Source organism: Mesorhizobium montanum (assembly GCF_033977145.1).
GTDB classification, from domain to species: Bacteria; Pseudomonadota; Alphaproteobacteria; order Rhizobiales; family Rhizobiaceae; genus Mesorhizobium; species Mesorhizobium montanum.
Genome location: NZ_JAVIJF010000002.1, coordinates 365,101 through 383,519, shown reverse-complemented (window position 1 = coordinate 383,519; position 18,419 = coordinate 365,101). Strand labels below are relative to the sequence as shown.

General features: G+C 59.7%; 16 protein-coding genes. 11 read left to right on the top strand and 5 right to left on the bottom strand.

Annotation, left to right across the window (positions count from 1 at the left end; genetic code table 11):
• Positions 1 to 19 precede the first annotated feature (19 nt).
• From RFM68_RS04135 to RFM68_RS04125, 3 genes are all read left to right on the top strand, one after another.
• Complete coding sequence (locus RFM68_RS04135) at positions 20 to 814, top strand: AAA family ATPase (RefSeq protein ID WP_320231390.1); 795 nt, start codon at positions 20 to 22, stop codon at positions 812 to 814.
• Between the two features lie 244 nt (positions 815 to 1,058).
• Complete coding sequence (locus RFM68_RS04130) at positions 1,059 to 2,417, top strand: lipopolysaccharide biosynthesis protein (protein ID WP_320231389.1); 1,359 nt, start codon at positions 1,059 to 1,061, stop codon at positions 2,415 to 2,417.
• Positions 2,398 to 3,501, top strand: a complete 1,104-nt coding sequence (locus RFM68_RS04125; RefSeq protein ID WP_320231388.1) for a glycosyltransferase family 2 protein — start codon at positions 2,398 to 2,400, stop codon at positions 3,499 to 3,501. Before RFM68_RS04130 ends, RFM68_RS04125 begins: the two co-directional genes overlap by 20 nt.
• A gap of 310 nt (positions 3,502 to 3,811) precedes the next feature.
• Here RFM68_RS04125 and RFM68_RS04120 read toward each other — a convergent pair whose 3' ends face one another.
• A complete protein-coding gene (locus tag RFM68_RS04120) occupies positions 3,812 to 4,510 on the bottom strand; it encodes a helix-turn-helix transcriptional regulator (protein WP_320231387.1) in 699 nt (232 codons plus the stop codon).
• Positions 4,511 to 4,884: 374 nt separating this feature from the next.
• On the opposite strand from RFM68_RS04120, the gene RFM68_RS04115 reads away from it, so the two are divergent.
• Positions 4,885 to 6,408 carry a sensor histidine kinase gene (locus RFM68_RS04115; protein ID WP_320231386.1) on the top strand — a complete coding sequence of 508 codons (1,524 nt, stop codon included), beginning with the start codon at positions 4,885 to 4,887 and terminating at the stop codon, positions 6,406 to 6,408.
• A gap of 106 nt (positions 6,409 to 6,514) precedes the next feature.
• On the opposite strand, the gene RFM68_RS04110 is transcribed toward RFM68_RS04115, so the two are convergent.
• A complete protein-coding gene (locus RFM68_RS04110) occupies positions 6,515 to 7,171 on the bottom strand; it encodes a LuxR C-terminal-related transcriptional regulator (protein ID WP_320231385.1) in 657 nt (218 codons plus the stop codon).
• A 425-nt stretch (positions 7,172 to 7,596) separates the two neighbouring features.
• On the opposite strand from RFM68_RS04110, the gene RFM68_RS04105 reads away from it, so the two are divergent.
• The 7 genes from RFM68_RS04105 to RFM68_RS04075 all read left to right on the top strand — a co-directional run bounded on the left by RFM68_RS04105 (position 7,597) and on the right by RFM68_RS04075 (position 14,500).
• The gene (locus tag RFM68_RS04105; RefSeq protein ID WP_320231384.1) at positions 7,597 to 8,319 is read left to right on the top strand and encodes a nucleotidyltransferase family protein; all 723 of its coding nucleotides are present in this window, start codon (positions 7,597 to 7,599) and stop codon (positions 8,317 to 8,319) included.
• 41 nt (positions 8,320 to 8,360) lie between these two features.
• Entirely contained in the window at positions 8,361 to 9,497 is a 1,137-nt protein-coding gene (locus RFM68_RS04100) for a DegT/DnrJ/EryC1/StrS family aminotransferase (protein ID WP_320231383.1), read from the top strand.
• A complete protein-coding gene (locus tag RFM68_RS04095) occupies positions 9,494 to 10,168 on the top strand; it encodes a sugar transferase (RefSeq protein ID WP_320231381.1) in 675 nt (224 codons plus the stop codon). The genes RFM68_RS04100 and RFM68_RS04095 overlap by 4 nt, the downstream gene beginning before the upstream one ends.
• 68 nt (positions 10,169 to 10,236) lie before the next feature.
• On the top strand, positions 10,237 to 11,241 hold the full coding sequence (locus tag RFM68_RS04090; RefSeq protein WP_320231379.1) for an SDR family NAD(P)-dependent oxidoreductase: 1,005 nt from the start codon (positions 10,237 to 10,239) through the stop codon (positions 11,239 to 11,241).
• Positions 11,238 to 12,503: a TolB-like translocation protein gene (locus tag RFM68_RS04085; RefSeq protein WP_320231377.1), complete on the top strand. Its 1,266-nt coding sequence runs from the start codon at positions 11,238 to 11,240 to the stop codon at positions 12,501 to 12,503. Before RFM68_RS04090 ends, RFM68_RS04085 begins: the two co-directional genes overlap by 4 nt.
• Positions 12,490 to 13,752, top strand: coding sequence for a polysaccharide biosynthesis/export family protein (locus RFM68_RS04080; RefSeq protein ID WP_320231376.1), 1,263 nt, complete (start codon positions 12,490 to 12,492; stop codon positions 13,750 to 13,752). Before RFM68_RS04085 ends, RFM68_RS04080 begins: the two co-directional genes overlap by 14 nt.
• A gap of 55 nt (positions 13,753 to 13,807) precedes the next feature.
• A complete protein-coding gene (locus RFM68_RS04075) occupies positions 13,808 to 14,500 on the top strand; it encodes a N5-glutamine methyltransferase family protein (RefSeq protein ID WP_320231375.1) in 693 nt (230 codons plus the stop codon).
• Between the two features lie 19 nt (positions 14,501 to 14,519).
• Here RFM68_RS04075 and RFM68_RS04070 read toward each other — a convergent pair whose 3' ends face one another.
• The 3 genes from RFM68_RS04070 to asnB are packed head-to-tail and all read right to left on the bottom strand — an operon-like array spanning position 14,520 to position 18,419.
• The gene (locus RFM68_RS04070; RefSeq protein WP_320231374.1) at positions 14,520 to 14,795 is read right to left on the bottom strand and encodes an acyl carrier protein; all 276 of its coding nucleotides are present in this window, start codon (positions 14,793 to 14,795) and stop codon (positions 14,520 to 14,522) included.
• A 52-nt stretch (positions 14,796 to 14,847) separates the two neighbouring features.
• Positions 14,848 to 16,401 carry a class I adenylate-forming enzyme family protein gene (locus RFM68_RS04065; protein ID WP_320231373.1) on the bottom strand — a complete coding sequence of 518 codons (1,554 nt, stop codon included), beginning with the start codon at positions 16,399 to 16,401 and terminating at the stop codon, positions 14,848 to 14,850.
• A complete protein-coding gene (asnB, locus tag RFM68_RS04060) occupies positions 16,398 to 18,419 on the bottom strand; it encodes an asparagine synthase (glutamine-hydrolyzing) (protein ID WP_320231372.1) in 2,022 nt (673 codons plus the stop codon). Before asnB ends, RFM68_RS04065 begins: the two co-directional genes overlap by 4 nt.

The following is an 18,419-nucleotide window of genomic DNA, read 5'->3' as shown; positions in this document are numbered from 1 at the left end:
CCATGTCGAGTGTTGAACCGTGATCGTCGAGCTCTTCGGTCCGCCCGGTTCGGGCAAGACAACCTTCGCTCACGCTCTCGCCAGCCGATTGCGCGAGGACGGGTACCGTGCCGAGGTTGTCCGAAGTTACCGACCAACGACCAAGTCCGGAACGCTCGATCTCGGCGTCTTTCTGTTCGTGGCGAGGATCGTCTCGGCGACCGTTTCCACGGCTAAGATCATTTTTTTCCCGCGAAACGGCGGGTCGAATCTATCGAAATCCCTGTTGATGCTCAGGGCAATACCACCGAAAAAGCCGATCTGGCGTGCTCGGATTTGGCAGCACATACTAAAGCTGTCGCACGCTTGGGATCGAGCTAAGCTGGCCCAGGATATTCTAATCTTCGACGAGGGTTATGTTCAGGCAATTGGATCTCTGGCGCTGCTCAACGGGAATGCGGACAAAGCCATTCTCGAAACGATGCTAAGCAATGTACCCGTCGCGGATTTCACGATCAGAGTTGTGGTGCCACGAGCGATGGTGGCGGCCCGTCTTCGCCGGCGCATGGAACGCGAGCCCCCAGCAGAGCGGCTCTTCGAGGCCGATTTCGAAGTCAATATGCGTTCCCTCAGCGTCTTCAAGACGATAAGCGACATTCTTGCCGTGTCAGGGCGGGACGTCATTTGTGCGAAAACCTCAAGCCAACGCTCGACGGTGAAAAGCACGCAAGACGTCGAGCAGGCGATCATCGCCAGGTACATTCTGGATAAAACGGATGGTGAGCGCCGACGGGGCGATCAGTCGTCCCAAACACTGGGCCTCTACGGGCCATAGGCAGCCGCCTTAGGGCCATTCAACCTGCTGATCCAACTCGCCAAAAACGTGGCTGATACGCTGACAGGGCTGTTGGTCGCCAACGGGGCTTCGTCACATCCGCCGTCGGCGCTTCATTTCCCGCACTACGGAATCGGGCCGGCTTTGGACGTGCGCCATCATTCAGGTGAATGATGGCGAGGTGCGGCAGCCACCGTACGCTCCCCATTCCCAGTTGTCAGCTGCTTCTCGGAATCGCGAGCCAATGTCCTACAGCGACTTTCTGAGATCCGGAGAGGGGCAGGTAACGGCAAGCCCGATCGGCAAAATCGTCCGCGCGGCGAGCGGTGTTTCAGCAATGGCGATCGCAGGGCAACTCATCCTGGTCGCCACAATTCCGATATTGGCCCGTCTCTATTCCCCTGCGGATTTCGGCGTCTTCACGATCTATCTTTCGACCGTCAACATACTCGGCGCGGTCGCAGCGCTGCGCTTCGAGCCCTCGCTCTACGGCGTCAAGGAAACCGAGCAGACCTATGTCACAGTCAAGCTCATCGTGCTGGCCGTATTGACGACTGGTATCCTGACCTTTGCAGTCGGGCAGGCGCTTCTGAGCTTTGCGCCTGCCCAGTTCAGACAGCTGTTCTGGCTCGTTCCGCTGGGAATGAGCGGCGCGGCGCTCGTTGAAACCATGAATTGCTGGGCCTTGCGTGCGGGCCTGCTGCGCGACTTCGCCCTCGGCCGTCTGATCCTGCCGGCCACCATGGCGCTGCTGCAACTGGGCTTTGGCCTCGCCCATCTGGGAGGTGAAGCCATGGTGCATGCGCATGTCATCAGCCAGTTTGTCTTTCTCGCTTTCCTGGGCTTTCGGATACTGAGTTGGGACGACGTGCGTGGCATTTATCGAGCGCCATTGAGAAGTGCCTTCGACAAGGCTGTCAGGGAATACAAATTCCCATTGTTCGATATCCCCGCGACTCTCGGCAGCTATGCCATCAACAATCTTCCGGCCATTCTCGTGGGTTCGTTGTTCGGCGCGGCTTTCGCCGGTTACCTCGGCGTCGCGAGCCGGCTGGTGACCGGGCCCATCGTGCTGATTGCCACTCCGCTCAGCAACGTGTTCGTCGCCGAGGCGAACAAGAACAGCAATCGCGGCCATATGCTCGGCATCGCGCGGGGCCTTCTGATCCTTGCCGCAGGCCTCACCGCATTACCGATATTGGCGCTTGGGCTGGCAGCTCCCTACCTTGTCGTTCCGCTCCTGGGCGAAGCTTGGATCCCGACGGCCCAAATCATGACTGCTTTGGCATTCATGGGCGCCGTGCAGGCTTTATCGACACCGCTCGGCGAAGTTCCTACTCTGTTGCGGCGGCAGGAGGTGCGGTTGGTCGTGGACGCGGCCCGGATGGTGCTTGTCTTCGGTCCGCTGCTCGCGGGCGCCAGAGCGGGCTGGCCGCCTATCGACGTCATTTATCTCATGGCGGCTGGCGGGACGGTGGGGTTCGCCATCAAAACCGCAGCCTCATTGTACCTTCTGAAGCGGGACACCGAACCGGCACAGGCAACAATGTCGAGTCCGTATCCAATCGCGAGGAAAAAGCACGATGAAGCTCCTGTCGAGTAGCGACGCGCGCCCTGAAGGAGTTGCGACGTCGGTAGAGCCCGTGGCGGGCGACAAAAGCGGGACAGATCTGCCGCCTGGTTCCATGACCGATGTCGCTCATCCTGCCGACGCTTCGACCGTGCGACCATTCATTTCGGTCGCCGTCCCGACGTATCGCCGGCCGGACACCATTCGGCGCACCATCGACAGTATCGTGGGGCAGGACTTTTCCAACTGGGAACTCGTTGTCAGCGACGACGAGGGACGAGGGGGGCCGAGTTGGCCTATTGTAGAAGAGTATGCGCGAGGCGATCCGCGCATCCGAATCGTTGAAAATCGCGGGGGCAGAGGGCAGGTGGAGAACACCAACAATGCCATGCTTGCCTGCACGGGTAAGTGGATCAAATTGCTGCATGATGACGATTGGCTGGCCCCGGGTGCTCTGAAAAGATTCGCCGAGATCTCGGTCCGATATCAGTCGGCAGCGTTCATGACCTGCGCAGCGCATGTTGTGGAGGAGAACCGGGTCGTAACGCGGTCGGACCCGCCGGAGCAAAACCGGGTTTCGCTCTATTCGAGCCAGCAGTGCCTGACGGACCTGTATCTCGTACGGGTGACCAGGAGCCTTGGTATCATACCTTCGACGCTCTTGATCAACGCTGCGGTAATTCACGCCGGATGCCGGATGCGCGCACATAAATCCATCCCGGCTGGCGTCGATCAATTGTTCTTTGTTGATCTGGCCCGTTTTGGGGAGATGGTGGCAATCAATGAAGGTCTGATCTTCTACGATGCGACACATCATCCGAGCATAACGACGTCGAAGAGCTACGAGGAAGTGGACGAGGTCACCCTTGCCGTCAAACAGCTCAATTGGCGTCTGATCGAGGATAGAAAGGGCCTTCCGAGACCGGAGTCGCTTTTGCGTGCGCTGCGGGTCGCTCGCATCCCAGCCAGGTTCCGACATCAATCCTGGAGAACGACAATGCGAGACGCACTGCAAATCCTTCGGCCGTCCGTCATGAGGATCGCAAACCAGTACGTCCTGGAATACCTGTTCAAGATACGCCCAAAACTGGGCGCAGTGCAGACCCGCAAACGCTGACGCTACCCTTGTGAGGTGCTAGGGCACTGTTCTTAGAGCAACTCCAGGAAAAGTGCTTAGCGGTTTCCGTCCGGAATTGCGCAAAAACAAGTCTTTGAAACGCTGAACTGCTATCGGAAACTGCGTAGCATTCGCAAGACAGATCAATGCCCCACATCCGACGAGCGCCGTCCGCATCGACGAGGCCCATTCGATTGGTTCGTGGGAACAAGCCCGCGCGCTGCGCCGCCATTGCTTTAAGTAAGTAAACCCAGAGCCGGTGACGCTCCGCAACGTGGAGGCGCACCGAATATTCGGAAGGATCCCGGTTCTACGGCAGCACCGAGATGCGCCCTAGAAGGGCGACCAGTTCCGCTTGGCGCCGCGTCTCCGTCTTGGCAAACAGCGACGCGAGCTGGGTGCGGATTGTGGTTCGGCTAAGCCGGCTGCGCTCCGCAATCTCCAAGGGAGCATCGCCACTTGCCAAACGCAACGCCAGATGCGTTTCGGCGCCGGTCAATCCAAACATTTTCCTCAGGGTCTCCGGATTGGGCCCGGTTCTCGGCTGGCGGTCGAGGAGTGCGACCATGATCGACCCATCGGGGGTGACAACGCCTTCTTCATTCATGATAACCGGCCGATCCCCGGCGTTGCGGATTACGATCCAGGACAACGATCCGGCCACAAAATGAGTAGGCACGCCTGCTATCAGGTTCCTCAACGCCGCCGATAGATCACCAGGCGGATCCAGAGAATCCTCACAGGCGGTGAGGATGGTTTCGGCGGCCATATTCCATTCGAGCACCCTCTTTGCCTCGCTGAGCACAAGCCACCCACAGCCTATTCGCTCGAGCATGCCGGTTATGGAATCAAGGCACGGCCGCACGTATTTGCCAGCTGTGATCGGCCTGATGGTTTTACGAGAGGCGCTTCTGGCGAAGGCAGTCGTTGTTCTGCTGCCGGATCCAGCCGCTATCATGCCAGGTCTCGCGATCAACCTCGTGTCGTTCCGCTCGCTGATCAGATTCATGGATCATCCATCCTCATTCTCTATCTCTGCTATCCGTGCTTGACGATCGATAGCCAGAAGATTGGTGCCGGTTTCATAAGGCCTTGATTTTTGGCGATCTGAAAGTGAGCAGACGTACTAGCTGCACGCTCGACGGTCTAATCTCGACGGGTTAAGCCAAAAGTTGTAGTTAGGTTGGATGAGGTTGCCGAGGAGGTCCAATCCTGTCGCGAACTCACCTGGCGTCGACGGCTGTACTGATCGCTACGCTGCTCTTCGAGGTAAGTGTTTCCCTACCGGGCGCCACAGACCCAGCCTTCCTCGAATTTATTCCGGCGATAGTTGTCGTCGCCTTCCTGGAAAACCGCCGGATTGCAGTCGGATCAACGCTTTTGATGGCGGTCGCCGGCCTGGGTGCCCGGACAATCGTGAGTGGCCAGATTCTCGCCGATGAGTGGGTACGCGCAGTCCTGCTTGTGCTTTCCGGCGGGATGATTGCCTTTCTTTTCGAGCGATCCAGGCAAACCTTGCGGGTCGCATCAGATGTCAAGCTCGCCGCGGTCGAGGCGGCGGAGTCGCGGTACCGCCGAGCCTTTGAACGAGCCGCCTTGGGCTTTGCGACTGCCAACGACAGTGGAGAATTGCTATGGCTGAACAAACGCCTCAGCGCCTTGCTCGGCTACCTCGAAGACGATCTTGCCGGGCGGCGGATAGGTGAGCTTGTCCATCAAGACGATCGCGCCCTGCTCAAAAAGTCGCTCGCGGCATTGACCCCCGAAACGCCGTGGTTCGGCTCGGAAATGCGCCTGGTCAGAAGGGACGGCAGCACACTTTGGGCTTGGTTGACGCTTTCTCTTTCTGCGTCAGACACTATGCCGTCGGACAGTCTGTTCGTGGTGGTCGATGACATAACCGAGCGAAGAGCTGCCCGAGAAGCGCTCGTAGCTCAGAACGAGTGGCTCGACCTTGCATTGTCAGCCGGCCGGTTGGGCACCTGGCGAATAGAATACGGCCAGAACGTCATCTCGGGCTCACGTCAGTTCTGGGACATTCTTGGGTTGCCCCCGGCTGCATTCCGGCCCCTGTCCGATCTGGCATCGATCGTCCATCCCGCGGACTGGGACACGCTCGTATCACCTCCAGGAAAAGGTCAGCCGGTCGCCAATTACGACGTGGAGGTTCGTCTCACGCGACCGGACGGCCAGGTCCGGTGGATCGCCTTGCGGGGACGCGAGGAAAACCATAATGGCCGTGACCAACGCATTGGCATCGCAGCGGATTTGACTGAGCGACGCCAAACTACACTGTTGCGGGCTGCGGTAAGAAAGCAAGAAAAATTGATGCTTGAGCAGCGCCACCGGTTCAGCAATCTGTTCCCCGTCATCACCGCGATTGTGAAGATGCTGGATGCGCCGGAGGGCAACATCGTCAAATTCAAAGAAACCCTTGTCGAGCGAATTCGCGCGCTCGAGACGACGCATATGCTGCTCACGCACAGCGCGGATGGATCATCCACCATTCGTGATCTCGTTGTTCAGGAACTCAAGCCCTTCTCGGAAGCCGGCAAGACAATAATCACGGGCCCTGACGTCACGATTTCAGGCGGGGCGGCCGAGAGTTTTGCAATGATAATCCACGAACTCACCACCAATTCGATCAAGCATGGCGTGCTCGGCGACGCGCCAGGCAAGGTCGAGGCACGTTGGGCGTTTGCGTCAGGCGCGGCGGGCGATGAGATTGTTTTTGACTGGATAGAAACGGGGCGCCGACGTTCGGCTCCGATCAAGCGCCAGGGTTTTGGATCGATGGTTCTTGGGGTCGACGGAACGCCTCTTGTGGGTCATTCCTCGCAATTCGAAGTCAGGGAGGATGGATTGCGATATTCCCTCCGGCTGTCGCCGAAGGAAGTCCAAGCTTAAAGCGCGTCGCGATGAAACGGATTCAGGCGACGCGCTTTAAGTCTTTGTTTTGATGCAATGTCGTTATCCCAAAACCGCTGCGCACTTTTGGGCGACATGCATTAGCTCACACTGTTCCCAACCAGGTCTTTATCAGAACTGCGGCTTCCGTACGGTTTCGAACCCCCAATTCCCGCATAATTGCAGCCGCATGAATCTTCGTCGTAGCCTCGGCGATATCGAGATCCCGCGCAATTTCTTTGTTCGAATATCCTTCCGCCATCAGCCGTAGAACATCCTTTTGCCGGGATGTGAGCCTTTCGAGAGCGCTGGCGCCGGCGCTGTTCCCGTGGCGGATCTCGAGTGCCTGCTCGTGCGTTCCCAAGTGCCGGGACAGGAGCGCTGGCACGTAGATGCGACCTGACAGGATTTCCTTGACTGCCAGCACGACCTCGTCATCGCTTTGCGATTTCACGATATAGCCGTGCAGCCCCACATTGAGAGCAGTCAGGATTTCGGAGCGTGAATCGTTTCCGGAAACAATCGCAAACCGTGTATTCGGGTACGCCGCCAGGACGTCGCCCAGCACTTCTTGCGTGAAGAGCCCCGGCATGTTCAGATCAAGCATCGCCAGGCTGACGCACTCCTGTTCGGCAAGGAGGCTGACGACCGCATCAAAACACGTGGCTTCGAATATCTCGGCGTCCTCGATGCCGGCGCTCAGCGCCAACCTCAAGCCACGCCTGTAGAGACCGTGATCATCGGCAATGATGATCTTGTACATCGCACCCCAACGCACACATCTCCGGCATGCGGACGACGGCAAGCGTCCAGAACGTTATTTGCTAGCGCGGTCGTTCTGTGACGATGTCGGCCTGCCCGTTGGCCGGACCAACAAAAGATATTGACCCTCTCATGAACCTTTTCAGGTCCAAGGTTACTCCGCGTTTACCATGATGCAAAGTCAGACCTTGGTCTGTTGCACCCCACCCGACATTGGCAACTTCCAACTTTCTTGCCATGCCACCCCAGCAGGGGCGCCATTCGAATGCACGACGACACGCCTGCTACCCGAGCGTAATTTCGCGCCGAATTCGGAGCACGTCCGGCAGCTCAAACGTCACAATCCATACTCAGCCGGGCAAGTGAAGTTTCGGATGCCGAGCTTGATTGTCGGCCTGTGTCGGCCATGTGCGCAGGGAGTGTCATATGAAAGCGGTTATCCAATGCGGTGGAATGGGCATGCGTCTGCGCCCCTTTACGTCAGTTCTGCCAAAACCTCTGATGCCTATCGGTGCCCGGCCAGTGCTTGAGTTGCTGCTTAAATGGTTGCGGCGCAACGGCATCGAAAACGTCTACGTCACAACCGGCTACCTGGGTCATCTGATCCGCAGCGTGTGCGGCGACGGTTCGCAATGGAACCTGAAGATTCGCTACACGCAGGAAATGGAACCGCTCGGGACCATCGGCCCACTCTCCTTGATCAGAGATGAACTGGACGAACCGTTTCTGGTCCTCAACGGCGATGTGCTTACCGACCTGAGCCTCAGCCGTTTCGTGGCGGCGCACCGGGCCCACAAGGATCTTGTCACAATCGCCACGGCGGCGCGTGTCACCAAAATGGACTTCGGCGTCATCGACGAGGTTAATAACACTGTCCAGGTGTTTCGCGAAAAGCCTGCGCTCACGCATTTGGTAAGCATGGGAATTTACTGCATGGATCCAGCCGTTCTGCGGTTCATTCCATCAGGCATTCCCTTCGGGTTCGACGATCTCATGCTGCAAATGCTCCAAGATGGCCAGATCGTGCATGTCTACAAGCACGACGGTCTTTGGCTGGACATTGGCCGCGTTGAAGATTTTCAGAAGGCGCAGGCCATTTCCTGGGAGGAGCAGTCGTCTTCGATCGAGGTCGCCGCGGCTGCGGCCTGAGGTGTTTTTCGAGGCGCGCATGAGTTCGCCGGGAGGTTGGGATGCTCTTGGTTAGTGCCCCCGTGCTGGGTGTACCGGAGAAGGCCGCTTTGTCGAAGGTGATTGACAGCGGCTGGCTGACGATGGGCGAGCGCGTCAGGGCATTCGAAGAAGCGTTCGCCGCGATGCACGGCGCCGATGATTGCGTCGCCGTCAGCTCCTGCACCGCAGCCCTCCACCTCATTCTCTATGGACTTGGGATCGGACCCGGTGACGAGGTTCTGGTGCCTTCATTAACCTTCGTGGCGACTGTGAACGCAGTCTTGTATGTCGGTGCCAAGCCGGTCTTCGTCGACATAGAATCCGATGACGTGCCTCTTATGTCGATCGAAGATGCGGAGGCAAGCTGCACCTCCCGCACCAGGGCTGTGATCCTCGTCCATTTTGCAGGCTATCTCGCAAACAAGCAGGAGTGGCAGACATTCGCAAGCGTGCGAGGGCTCTACATCATCGAGGACGCCGCGCATGCACCCGGCCTGAAGGAGGTCGGCACGTTTGGCGCGGGAGCGGCGTTCAGCTTTTACGGCAACAAGAACATGACCACCGCCGAAGGCGGCGTGGTCATTACGCGCGACCCCGGCTTGCGGGAGAAGATTCGCCAGGCACGTGGCCATGGCATGACCACCGGCACGCATCAGAGACTGAACAGCCGCACCCCGCAATACGATGTGACCATGCTGGGCTTCAATTATCGCATGGATGAAATGCGGGCTGCCGTCGGCCTGGTTCAACTTCGCAATTTGCAGGAATGGAATGAGGTCAGGCGCATACTTGTCGCGCTGTATCGACGCCTTATCGCCATGCGCTGTCCGGCCGTTTCGATGCCATTTGCCGAAGCGCGCACCTCTGCCTATCACATCATGCCGATCCTCTTGCCGCGCTATGTCAACAGGCAAGATGTCATCGATCAATTGCGCGAGCAGGGCATACAGACGACAATTCACTATCCGCCCGTTCATCATATGACGCTCTACCGGGAGCTCTTTCCCGGAGTTCACCTGCCGCGCACGGAGGATTTCGCCGACCGTGAGCTGACCATTCCGCTCCATCCGCAGATAACGTCTCCCGTGGCGGAGGCAGTAGTGGATGCCCTGGCATCCGCTCTCAACGGCGGCGCTCGGGCAGGGACAGCGGCATGAACGCGTTCGACATGCCCATTGGCCGGCTTGCGATGCGTTGCGTAAGCCATGGACTTGGCCGACGCGCCATGGACATCATTGCCGCATTCGTCGGCCTCATCGTCCTGTCACCGCTAATGCTGCTTATTGCAGTGGCGCTGCTGTTCGAAGGCGGCCGCCCAATCCTTTTTGTTCAGCCGCGCATTGGCGCCGGCGGTCAGCTTTTCCATATGTACAAGTTCCGAAAATTCCATCCGCGGTGCGATGCGGGGGGCCTCGCGCTGACCCTTGCCAATGATGCCCGGATGACGACGGTGGGCAGGTTTCTCGCTTTCAGCAAATTGGATGAACTGCCGCAGTTGTGGAACGTCCTGAGAGGCGAAATGGCCCTGGTCGGCCCGCGTCCGGAGAGTCTGTCTTTCGCGGAGTGCTTCAGGGACGGCTACGAGGCCGTCTTGCAATACAAGCCAGGCTTGTTCGGCCCTGCTCAGATCATGTTCCGCCATGAGGCTCTCTTCTATCCTCGAGATATCGAGCCAACCGTTTTCTACAAGGAAGTCCTGTTTCCGGCAAAAGCCAGGATCGATCTTTCTTATTATGGTCGCCGGACCATCGTCACGGACGCAGAACTCATCATTCGAGGTGTTTTCATCGTCCTTGGCATGGCCGCGGAACATCCAGGCGATACTTGAGCCCTTCCCATTGGTGGTTCGCAGTATTCGCAAAATTTGGGTCTAGGTGGTGCAGGGACTGTCTGGTCATGACCTATAAGGGCAAACGAGTTCTGGTCACCGGCGCGGACGGATTCATAGGATCGCACCTGACAGAAGCCCTGGTTCGCGCCGGGGCCGATGTGACGGCGTTGGCTCTCTACAATTCGTTCGACAGTCATGGGTGGCTGGATGATCTTCCGGATGAAGTCCGAAGCCAGCTTAAACTCGTCCGCGGTGACGTTCGCGACGGTGCGTTCCTGAACCGGATCGTACGTGGCCAAGCCGTCGTGTTTCATCTCGCGGCATTGATCGCCATTCCGTACTCTTATGCAGCTGCCCAGTCCTATGTAGAGACCAACGTCCTGGGCACCGTAAATGTCCTTGAAGCGGCCCGCCAGTGGGACACCGAGCGCATAGTGCACACCTCGACCAGCGAGGTTTACGGCACCGCTTTAACCATGCCGATCAACGAAACCCACCCGCTGCAGGGCCAGTCGCCATATTCGGCTTCCAAGATCGGGGCCGACATGATGGCGGAATCTTACGCTCGCTCGTTCGACGTTCCAGTCGTGGTGCTCCGTCCATTCAACACATTCGGGCCACGGCAAAGCGAACGGGCAATCGTTCCGACCATCGTCAGGCAGGCCATCGACCCAACGTGCCCAGCTATCATGGTGGGAGATACCAGTCCGGTTCGCGACCTTACCTTTGTTGAAGACACAGCCGCGGCGTTTCTCAGTGCAGGCTCTGCCGAGCTCGAATTCGGGCATGCCTATAATGCCGGAAGCCAGCGTGCCGTGACGATATCGGACGTGCTGGGCCTGGTGTTGGCGTTGAGCGGCTCCAACAAGCCAGTCCATCGCGACGAGCGCCGGCTGCGGCCGCAAAATTCCGAGGTTCGGGCGCTGCTGGCAGATTCGTCCCGACTTGAGAGCGCAACAGGATGGAGGGCACAAACGGATTTGCGCGAAGGCTTGAAACGGACCATCGCGTGGTGGCAGGCACGCCTCAACGAGGGGCTGGTGCGTCATGAGATGGGCTACATGACATGAGGCCGCGGTTCCTTGCTGCTGCATTCGTGCTGTTTTGCGTTGCCGCGTTTCTGAATCTTCGGGAGGCTGGCAGCCAAGGGAGCAACGCGTCCGGTTTCGTCGCGCCTGTGGCAATGGCGCTGCCAGAACTTCTCCATCCTGCGGTGGACCCGGCATTCGGCACAAGCGTCGTTCGCATCACCAAGCCTGGCCCTCTCGGAAATGGCGTGGTCTGCGGACCCAAATATTGCAGCCATCGCTATTCGAGCGCTCAAGCCTGGAACGCAGACCAGACATTGCTCCTGCTCGCCAACGGCTGCAACGGAATGTGCTTTCTCGACGGGCATACCTACGTGGCGCTGTTTTGGCGCAACAGAGGGGGAGAGTGCGAGTGGCATCCTCGAAATGCCGAATTGATGATCTGTGTTCAAGGCCGGACGGTATCGACCTGGGCGCCACGCACGAACCACGAAGACATCCTTTTCACATCCGCGGATTACCACGATCTGCAATTCGGTCCTTCGAAAGGCAATCCGAGCCGGGACGGTAGCCGCATCGCGGTCCGCGCAGTCCGCAAGGACGGCGCGGACGTCGTTTTTGCCTATGATCTGGACCACCGGGAGAAATACCCGGACATTGACCTTTCTCGCGTTCCGGGGAAAGCAAGTTCCTGCACGATCTCCCCGCTGGGTGCGTATATCCTGTGTTTCCAAAACCTCCCGGACGGCACAGAACAGAGAGCCGTTTTCAACGTTGACGGTACCTTGCGTCAGAGATGGACGGACCATCATCGTCCCGGCCATGGCGATCTGACGGTCGATTCCGACGGCAGCGAAGTCTATGTCGGCATAAGCAAATCCGATCCAGACAAGTTCCACATAATCAAACGCAGGCTGTCGGACGGGAAGGTGACCTCTCTTACCGCATACGGCCAGGCGGAGCATGCATCGACCCGCGCGGTGGCCAAGGGCGATTGGGTTTTCCTGAGCTATGGCGGCGATCCGGCCGAGGTCGCGGCCAATCCGGGTTGGGCTCCCTACGCGCGCGAGATCATCGCACTTCGCATTGACGGCAGCGGTGCCGTCCGCCGTATGGTGCAGACGCGGAACCCACCTTCCGATTACTGGAGCGAGACGCATGCTTCGCCTTCTCCCGATGGCACCCAGGTGATCTGGTCGAGCAACTGGGGCGTGCCGGGCGGCCCGGTCTACGAGTTCGTCGCGCGCCTCGACTGGCGCGAACACCAAAACCCGAAGGAGGTTGTTGCCAATGACCAACCTTAGCAGGTCCATCCTTGCTGCGCTTGCGATCTTGAGCACCGCGCCGATGGCCGCCGCGGCCGATAGTTTGACGGCCTACCGGATTTCGCCAGGCGACACGGTCGAGATCGGAATAGCCTCCGTTCTCGACCGGACCCAGCGTGCCGTTGTCCAGGTGGACGGCACGATCGTGCTGCCTGATGCCGGCACGGTCTCGGTCGGTGGTCTGACGCCGCCCGAATTGCAGACGCGGATGCAAACGATTCTGCCGACCAAGATTTTTCACATCCGCATGCCGGACGGCCGCGAACAGATGGCGGTCGTGAGACCGAGCGACGTGACGGCGATTATCGCGGAGTATCGCCCCATTTATGTAACCGGCGATGTGCTTACCCCGGGGCAGCAGGCCTATCGTCCGCTTATGACCGTACGACAGGCGGTCGCGGTGGCTGGGGGTTTCAGCCTCTTGCGGGCGCGGACAAACCAGGCGGGACCGGACCCGACGGATTTGCGGCGCGACTATGAGATGATCTGGGGAGAATACACCAGGGACTACTTCCACAGCGCGCGCCTGCGCGCGGAACTCGACAAGCAGGAAAGCTTCGACATGCAGCCTCCGCAAGGATCGCCCCTTTCTCCTTCGCTCGCGGCGGGGATAGCGAAGGCTGAAGCCGAAGCGCTTAGGCTCTCCCTCGACAATTTTAAGCAAGAGCAGAGCTTTGTCGAAAAAGGCGCCAAGGATGCCGCAGCGCAGGTCGAAGCGCTGATGAAGCGCGCGCAGGATGAATCGGATGGAGTCAAGGCCGATGAAGACGACCTGGAGCAGGTCACCAAGCTGTTCAAGGCTGGAAACCTGACGAACAACAGGCTCGCCGATGTTCGGCGTTCCGTCCTGCTTTCGTCCAGCCGGGCGCTGGAGACATCGGTTGAACTCATGAGAACACGGCGCCAGCAGGATGATTTTGCCAGGCAACTCGAGCGCAACGAGAATCAAAGGCGTATCGGTTTGCTGAACGAATTGCGGGACACCGAGGTTCGGCTGGCCGACATCGGCACAAGGCTTCGCGCGGCGAGCCAGAAGTTGCAGCCATTGGGTGCAACCGCCGCGCCTCTGTCGATCGCCGGCGAAACCGTCCGAGCCCAGATGACGATCGTTCGCAACGTCGATGGGCAATGGCGCAAGCAGGCTTCCGACGAGGACGCCGAAGTAGCGCCAGGGGATACGATAGAAGTCAGGTTCAGCAACGAACTGGAGAGCGCGGCGGCACAATAGCGCCGGCATTTCTGCACCAATCGGCGAGCGCTGGATCTGGTTGTGGAGGCAAGTCTTGAGCGAGGACATCGACGTCGCGGACGCCTATGGCAAAGGTAGCGCGGTCTTCATGGGAATGGAGATCCTTGTTGCGTCCGGTGCACTTGTCCCGAGGCCGGAGACAGAGCTGTTGGGCTCGACCGCCGTCGACGTGTTGCATCAAATGAACCTGCCGGCGCCGCGCATTGTCGATATGTGCTGCGGCGCCGGCAATCTTGCTTGTGCTATCGCCCATCGGGTCCAGACGGCGCGGGTCTGGGCAAGCGATCTTACCGATGCATGTGTCGAGGTGGCGCGACGGAATGTCGTCCATCATGGGCTGGCTGGGCGGGTGTCGGTCTTCCAGGGCGATTTGTTCGAAGCTCTCTCCACCTCGCTGCCGCGGGGTACGATTGACGTCGTCATATGCAATCCGCCCTATATTTCGGAGAAACGGCTCGAGGGCGACCGCTCCCATCTGGTGGCTCTCGAGCCGCGCGAGGCCTTCGCGGCCGGGCCTTACGGCATCGCCATCCACATGCGTGTCGTGAAAGATGCCCTGCGGTACCTGCGGCCCGGCGGTGCTTTATTGTTTGAGGTCGGCCTCGGCCAGGATCGCCAGGTCGCAAGCCTGCTGGAGCGCAGCAGGGGCTACGACAATATCCGCATCCTCACCAATCTCGCCGGCGAGGCGCGCGTCGTGCTCGGATACGCAAAGCCGCAGGCCTGAGCGATACGCAGATCGGGTTTCATCCTCTCTTTCGCGCAATGAACTGCGCTATTCCCTGGATGGAATCGAGGTTCTCCGGCAGGAGCTCACTGTCTTCGACGATGATGCCGAAGGTCTCTTCGATGAAGCCGATGATCTCGAGCACGCCGGTGGAATCGACGATGCCCTGATCGAGCAGCGATTCCGTGGTGCTGAGCGATGTCACATCCGCGATGTAGAAGTTTGAAGCCAGGAAATCGCGAATTTGTCTGGTGTAAATGTCGCCTGCGGGCTTCGTTGCCAAAATCGTATCCATAACCCACCCTCCAATAAAAAAATTCAAATACGTTCCGCGTCGTCCAGCAGCGCTACGAAAGAGCCAGCTTCTTGAGTTTGCCGGTATCCGTCTTCGGCAGACTGGGCACGATGACGATGGACTTCGGGACCATGAAGTTTTCAAGCCGCTTCTGGCATTCCATCTGAAGCTGCCGCTCGCCGACAATCCGGCCTTGCTCGATCACGACGAACGCCTTCACCGCCTGGCCCAGAAGTGCGTCCGGGACACCGACCACAGCGGCCTCCTTGACGCCTGGGATATTCATCAGCACGTCTTCGACTTCCTTCGGCGCAACTTTCTCACCCCGGGACTTTATGATCTCGTCGCCGCGGCCGATGAAGTAGAGATAGCCGTCCGCGTCCATTCGACAGTAATCACCGGTGTAGAGGACCTGCTCGCCCGGCAGGGGACCGGGCCTGAGCTTCCGGGCGGTCGCTTCCGGCTTGCCCCAGTAGCCCTTCATCACCGTCGCGCCCCGGATGACCAGCTGGCCGACGGTCCCTGGCTCGACCCGTTTGTCGTTCTCGTCGACGATCCATATTTCCGTGTTGGGGATCGCGATTCCGACGCTCAGCGGCTTTCGCGCGAGATCTTCCGGTGGCAAATAAGTGCAGCGTTTGCACTCGGTGAGGCCGTACATCGAATAGATTCGAGCGCCCGAAAATAGCTCCCTGAGCATAGAGATGTGCTTGAGCGGCAAGGCGGCCGCGGTGTTGGTGACATAGCGGATGCTCGAAAAGTCGTGATCCTTCAGCGATTTTAGTTCCGCAAGCGAGGCGAAGATGGTCGGCACCCCGGGGAAGCCTGTGATCCTCTCGTCCTTGATGATCTGTAGGATCTGCGCCGGGAAAGCGAATGAGCGTTCGAGAACGAGCCGAGCGCCGGTGCGGAAGGCCATCAGCATCTGATACAGGCCGTAATCGAAGGCGAGGGGCAGGACGTTGAGGATTACCTCGTCTTCGCGAAGCTCCAGATATGATGCTATCGACGTGCATGCCGCGGTCATGTTGCGGTGTGTCAGCATCACGCCTTTGGGTTCGCCTGTGGACCCGGAGGTATAGATGATGGCGGCGAGGTCGATGTCGATCGATTTGCGTACCGGCGCGGCCGGCGTTCTTCTGGCGGCCGTTTCCCAGCGTATCGCGTGCGGCAGCCGGCTGAGCTCGTCGTCCTCGATCAGCCCTGACACGATCACCTTCCGCAGCGAGCGACAGCTGCGCGCCGGCCCGTCGAACACGGAGCGCAGATGCTGGTCGGTGATCAGCGCCGCCGGTCGGCAATCACCAAGGAGGTAGTCGAGCTTCTCGCTTTTGGTGAGCGGGTTGACGATGCACACGACGGCGTTTGCCTTCAGCACCGCCCAGAAGCTGACGACTGTCTCGACCGTGTTGTCGGCGAAGATCATCACCCGGTCGCCGCGTTGCACCCCCGCTGTCACCAGACATTGCGCGATCCCATTGGAACGCTCGTCGATTTCGGCATAGGTGACGCGTTTCCCGTTGCAAACCAGCGCCACCTTGTCGCCGAGCCGGCCGGCGGAGTGGATCAGATAATCATGCAGGAGCGGTACGGCATCATGGATCATGCCGGCACCCTTTCCCGATGCTCGTAGTCGACGTCGGTGCCGAGAGTTGGCATTGTTATGCCAGCGGGACGACTTGCGACAAATTGCTGGTGCAGAAGCTGCGTCGACAGCACGCCCACCAGGGCCATATTGTCGGAATTCGACATGTCGCCGCCGCCAGCTCTGGCCTGGCATTTCCCGACCAGGCGTGTAACCGACTGGGGATCGAAGACGCCTGATGCCCGCAATGCCGTCTCGGACAATGCTTCACGAATGTATGCCGGGGCGTCAGCGGTGAAGAAACTTAGCGCATTCGGCGCCCGGTAGGGTTGCTTCTTTCGGGCAACGACCTGCGGCGGCAGGATGGGCGCCGCCACGCGTTTCAACACGTGTTTCTCGTCGAGGCCCCGTAGCTTGTAAGCATCGGGAAGCGCATTCGCCAAGGCGACGACGTTGTCGTCCAGGAAGGGAAAGCGGCCCTCGATGGAATGAGCCATCAGCATCCTGTCGCCTTGCGAGGAGAGCAGATAGCTCGACATCAGGGTCCGGATCTCCAGATACTGGTCCTGGGCAAGGGAACTCCAGCGCGCGAATTCGGCCGGCAGCGCGCAGAGCAGTTCAGTCACAGCGTCGCGGCGTTCGGAGGCGGCGCGCATATCCGGGCAGAACAGGCGCTTGATGGCGCTGGTCGTGCGCCAGCGCGTGTCATGCGCAAATCCAGCCACGGCGTGGGCCTCGATATTGCGGCCGAAGAACTGCCGGGCCAGCGCCTGCTGATGAACTGGTGAACGCGAGAGGTAGGGGTAGAGCCGTTCGAGCAGCCGGGCGCGCCTGGTCGAAGCCGGTTGCCGTCCCCAGAAGCGGCGCACCTTGCCTTCGCGAAACAGGTCATAACCGGCGAACATCTCGTCGGCGCCTTCCCCGGTCAGCACCACTTTGATGCCGCGTTCCCGCACCAGTCTTGACAGCAGGAAGAGCGGTGCCGGAGCGGTCCTGAGGATTGGCCGCTCGGTGTGGCGGATCACCTCGGGAAATATCTGCGCGATGTCGCTGCGCGAAACGGTCACCTCATGGTGCTCGCTCCCGGTTTGGGCGGCAACGAGCCGCTGGAAATCGGTCTCGTCATATTCGGCATCCGCAAAACGCAGCGAGAAGGTCTGGAAACGCTCGCCGGCGAAGCGCCTTCCGAGTGCTGCGACAAGGGAACTGTCCAGCCCGCCCGACAGATAACAGCCAACCGGCACATCGGCCTGCACGATTCGCAAGGCCGTGGCGGCTTCCAGCATCAGCTTCACCTCTTCGACCGCCTGCTCCAGGGAGCCGACAAACCGGTCCCGGTCCTCACCATTGATTTCCGGGAAGCGCGGTTGCCAGAATGGGTATTCTCGCGCCGCTCCCCTCTCATAGAGGCGCACATGTCCGGGCGGGAGTTCTCGGATGCCCTGGAACACGTTCTGCGGAGCAACAGCCGTCCACATGGTGAAGGTTTGATCGATGCCCGCCGGATCGAAGGCGCGCGGGATCGCGACCTCGGCCGCGAAAATCGCTTTGACTTCGCTCGCAAAGAACAGGCGCCCGCCATGCTCGCAAAAATGCAGCGGGCAAATGCCGTAGCGATCGCGCGACAGTATCAGCCGGCCGGCAGCCGGGTCCCAGATTGCCAGCGCCCATTGGCCGTTCATACGCTCGAAGGCGGCCTGGCCCCACTCGCGATAAGCGTGCAGGACGACTTCGGTATCGCTGCGGGTGCGGAACCGATGGCCGAGGGCGAACAGCCTGTCGCGCAGTTCGAGATAGTTGAAAATCTCGCCGTTGAAGACAATCCATGCCAGGCCGTCCGCGTCGGCGAGGGGCTGCTGCCCATGCTGAAGATCGACGACCGACAAACGGGCATGCGCCAGCCCTGCGCGTCTGTCGCGGTACAGCCCCCGCTCGTCGGGACCGCGATGCGCAAGCGCGCCAGCCATGCGCAACAGTGCTTCGCGTGAAGGCGGTTCGGCGGTGGCGTTCAGCGCCAGTATTCCGGCGATCCCGCACAT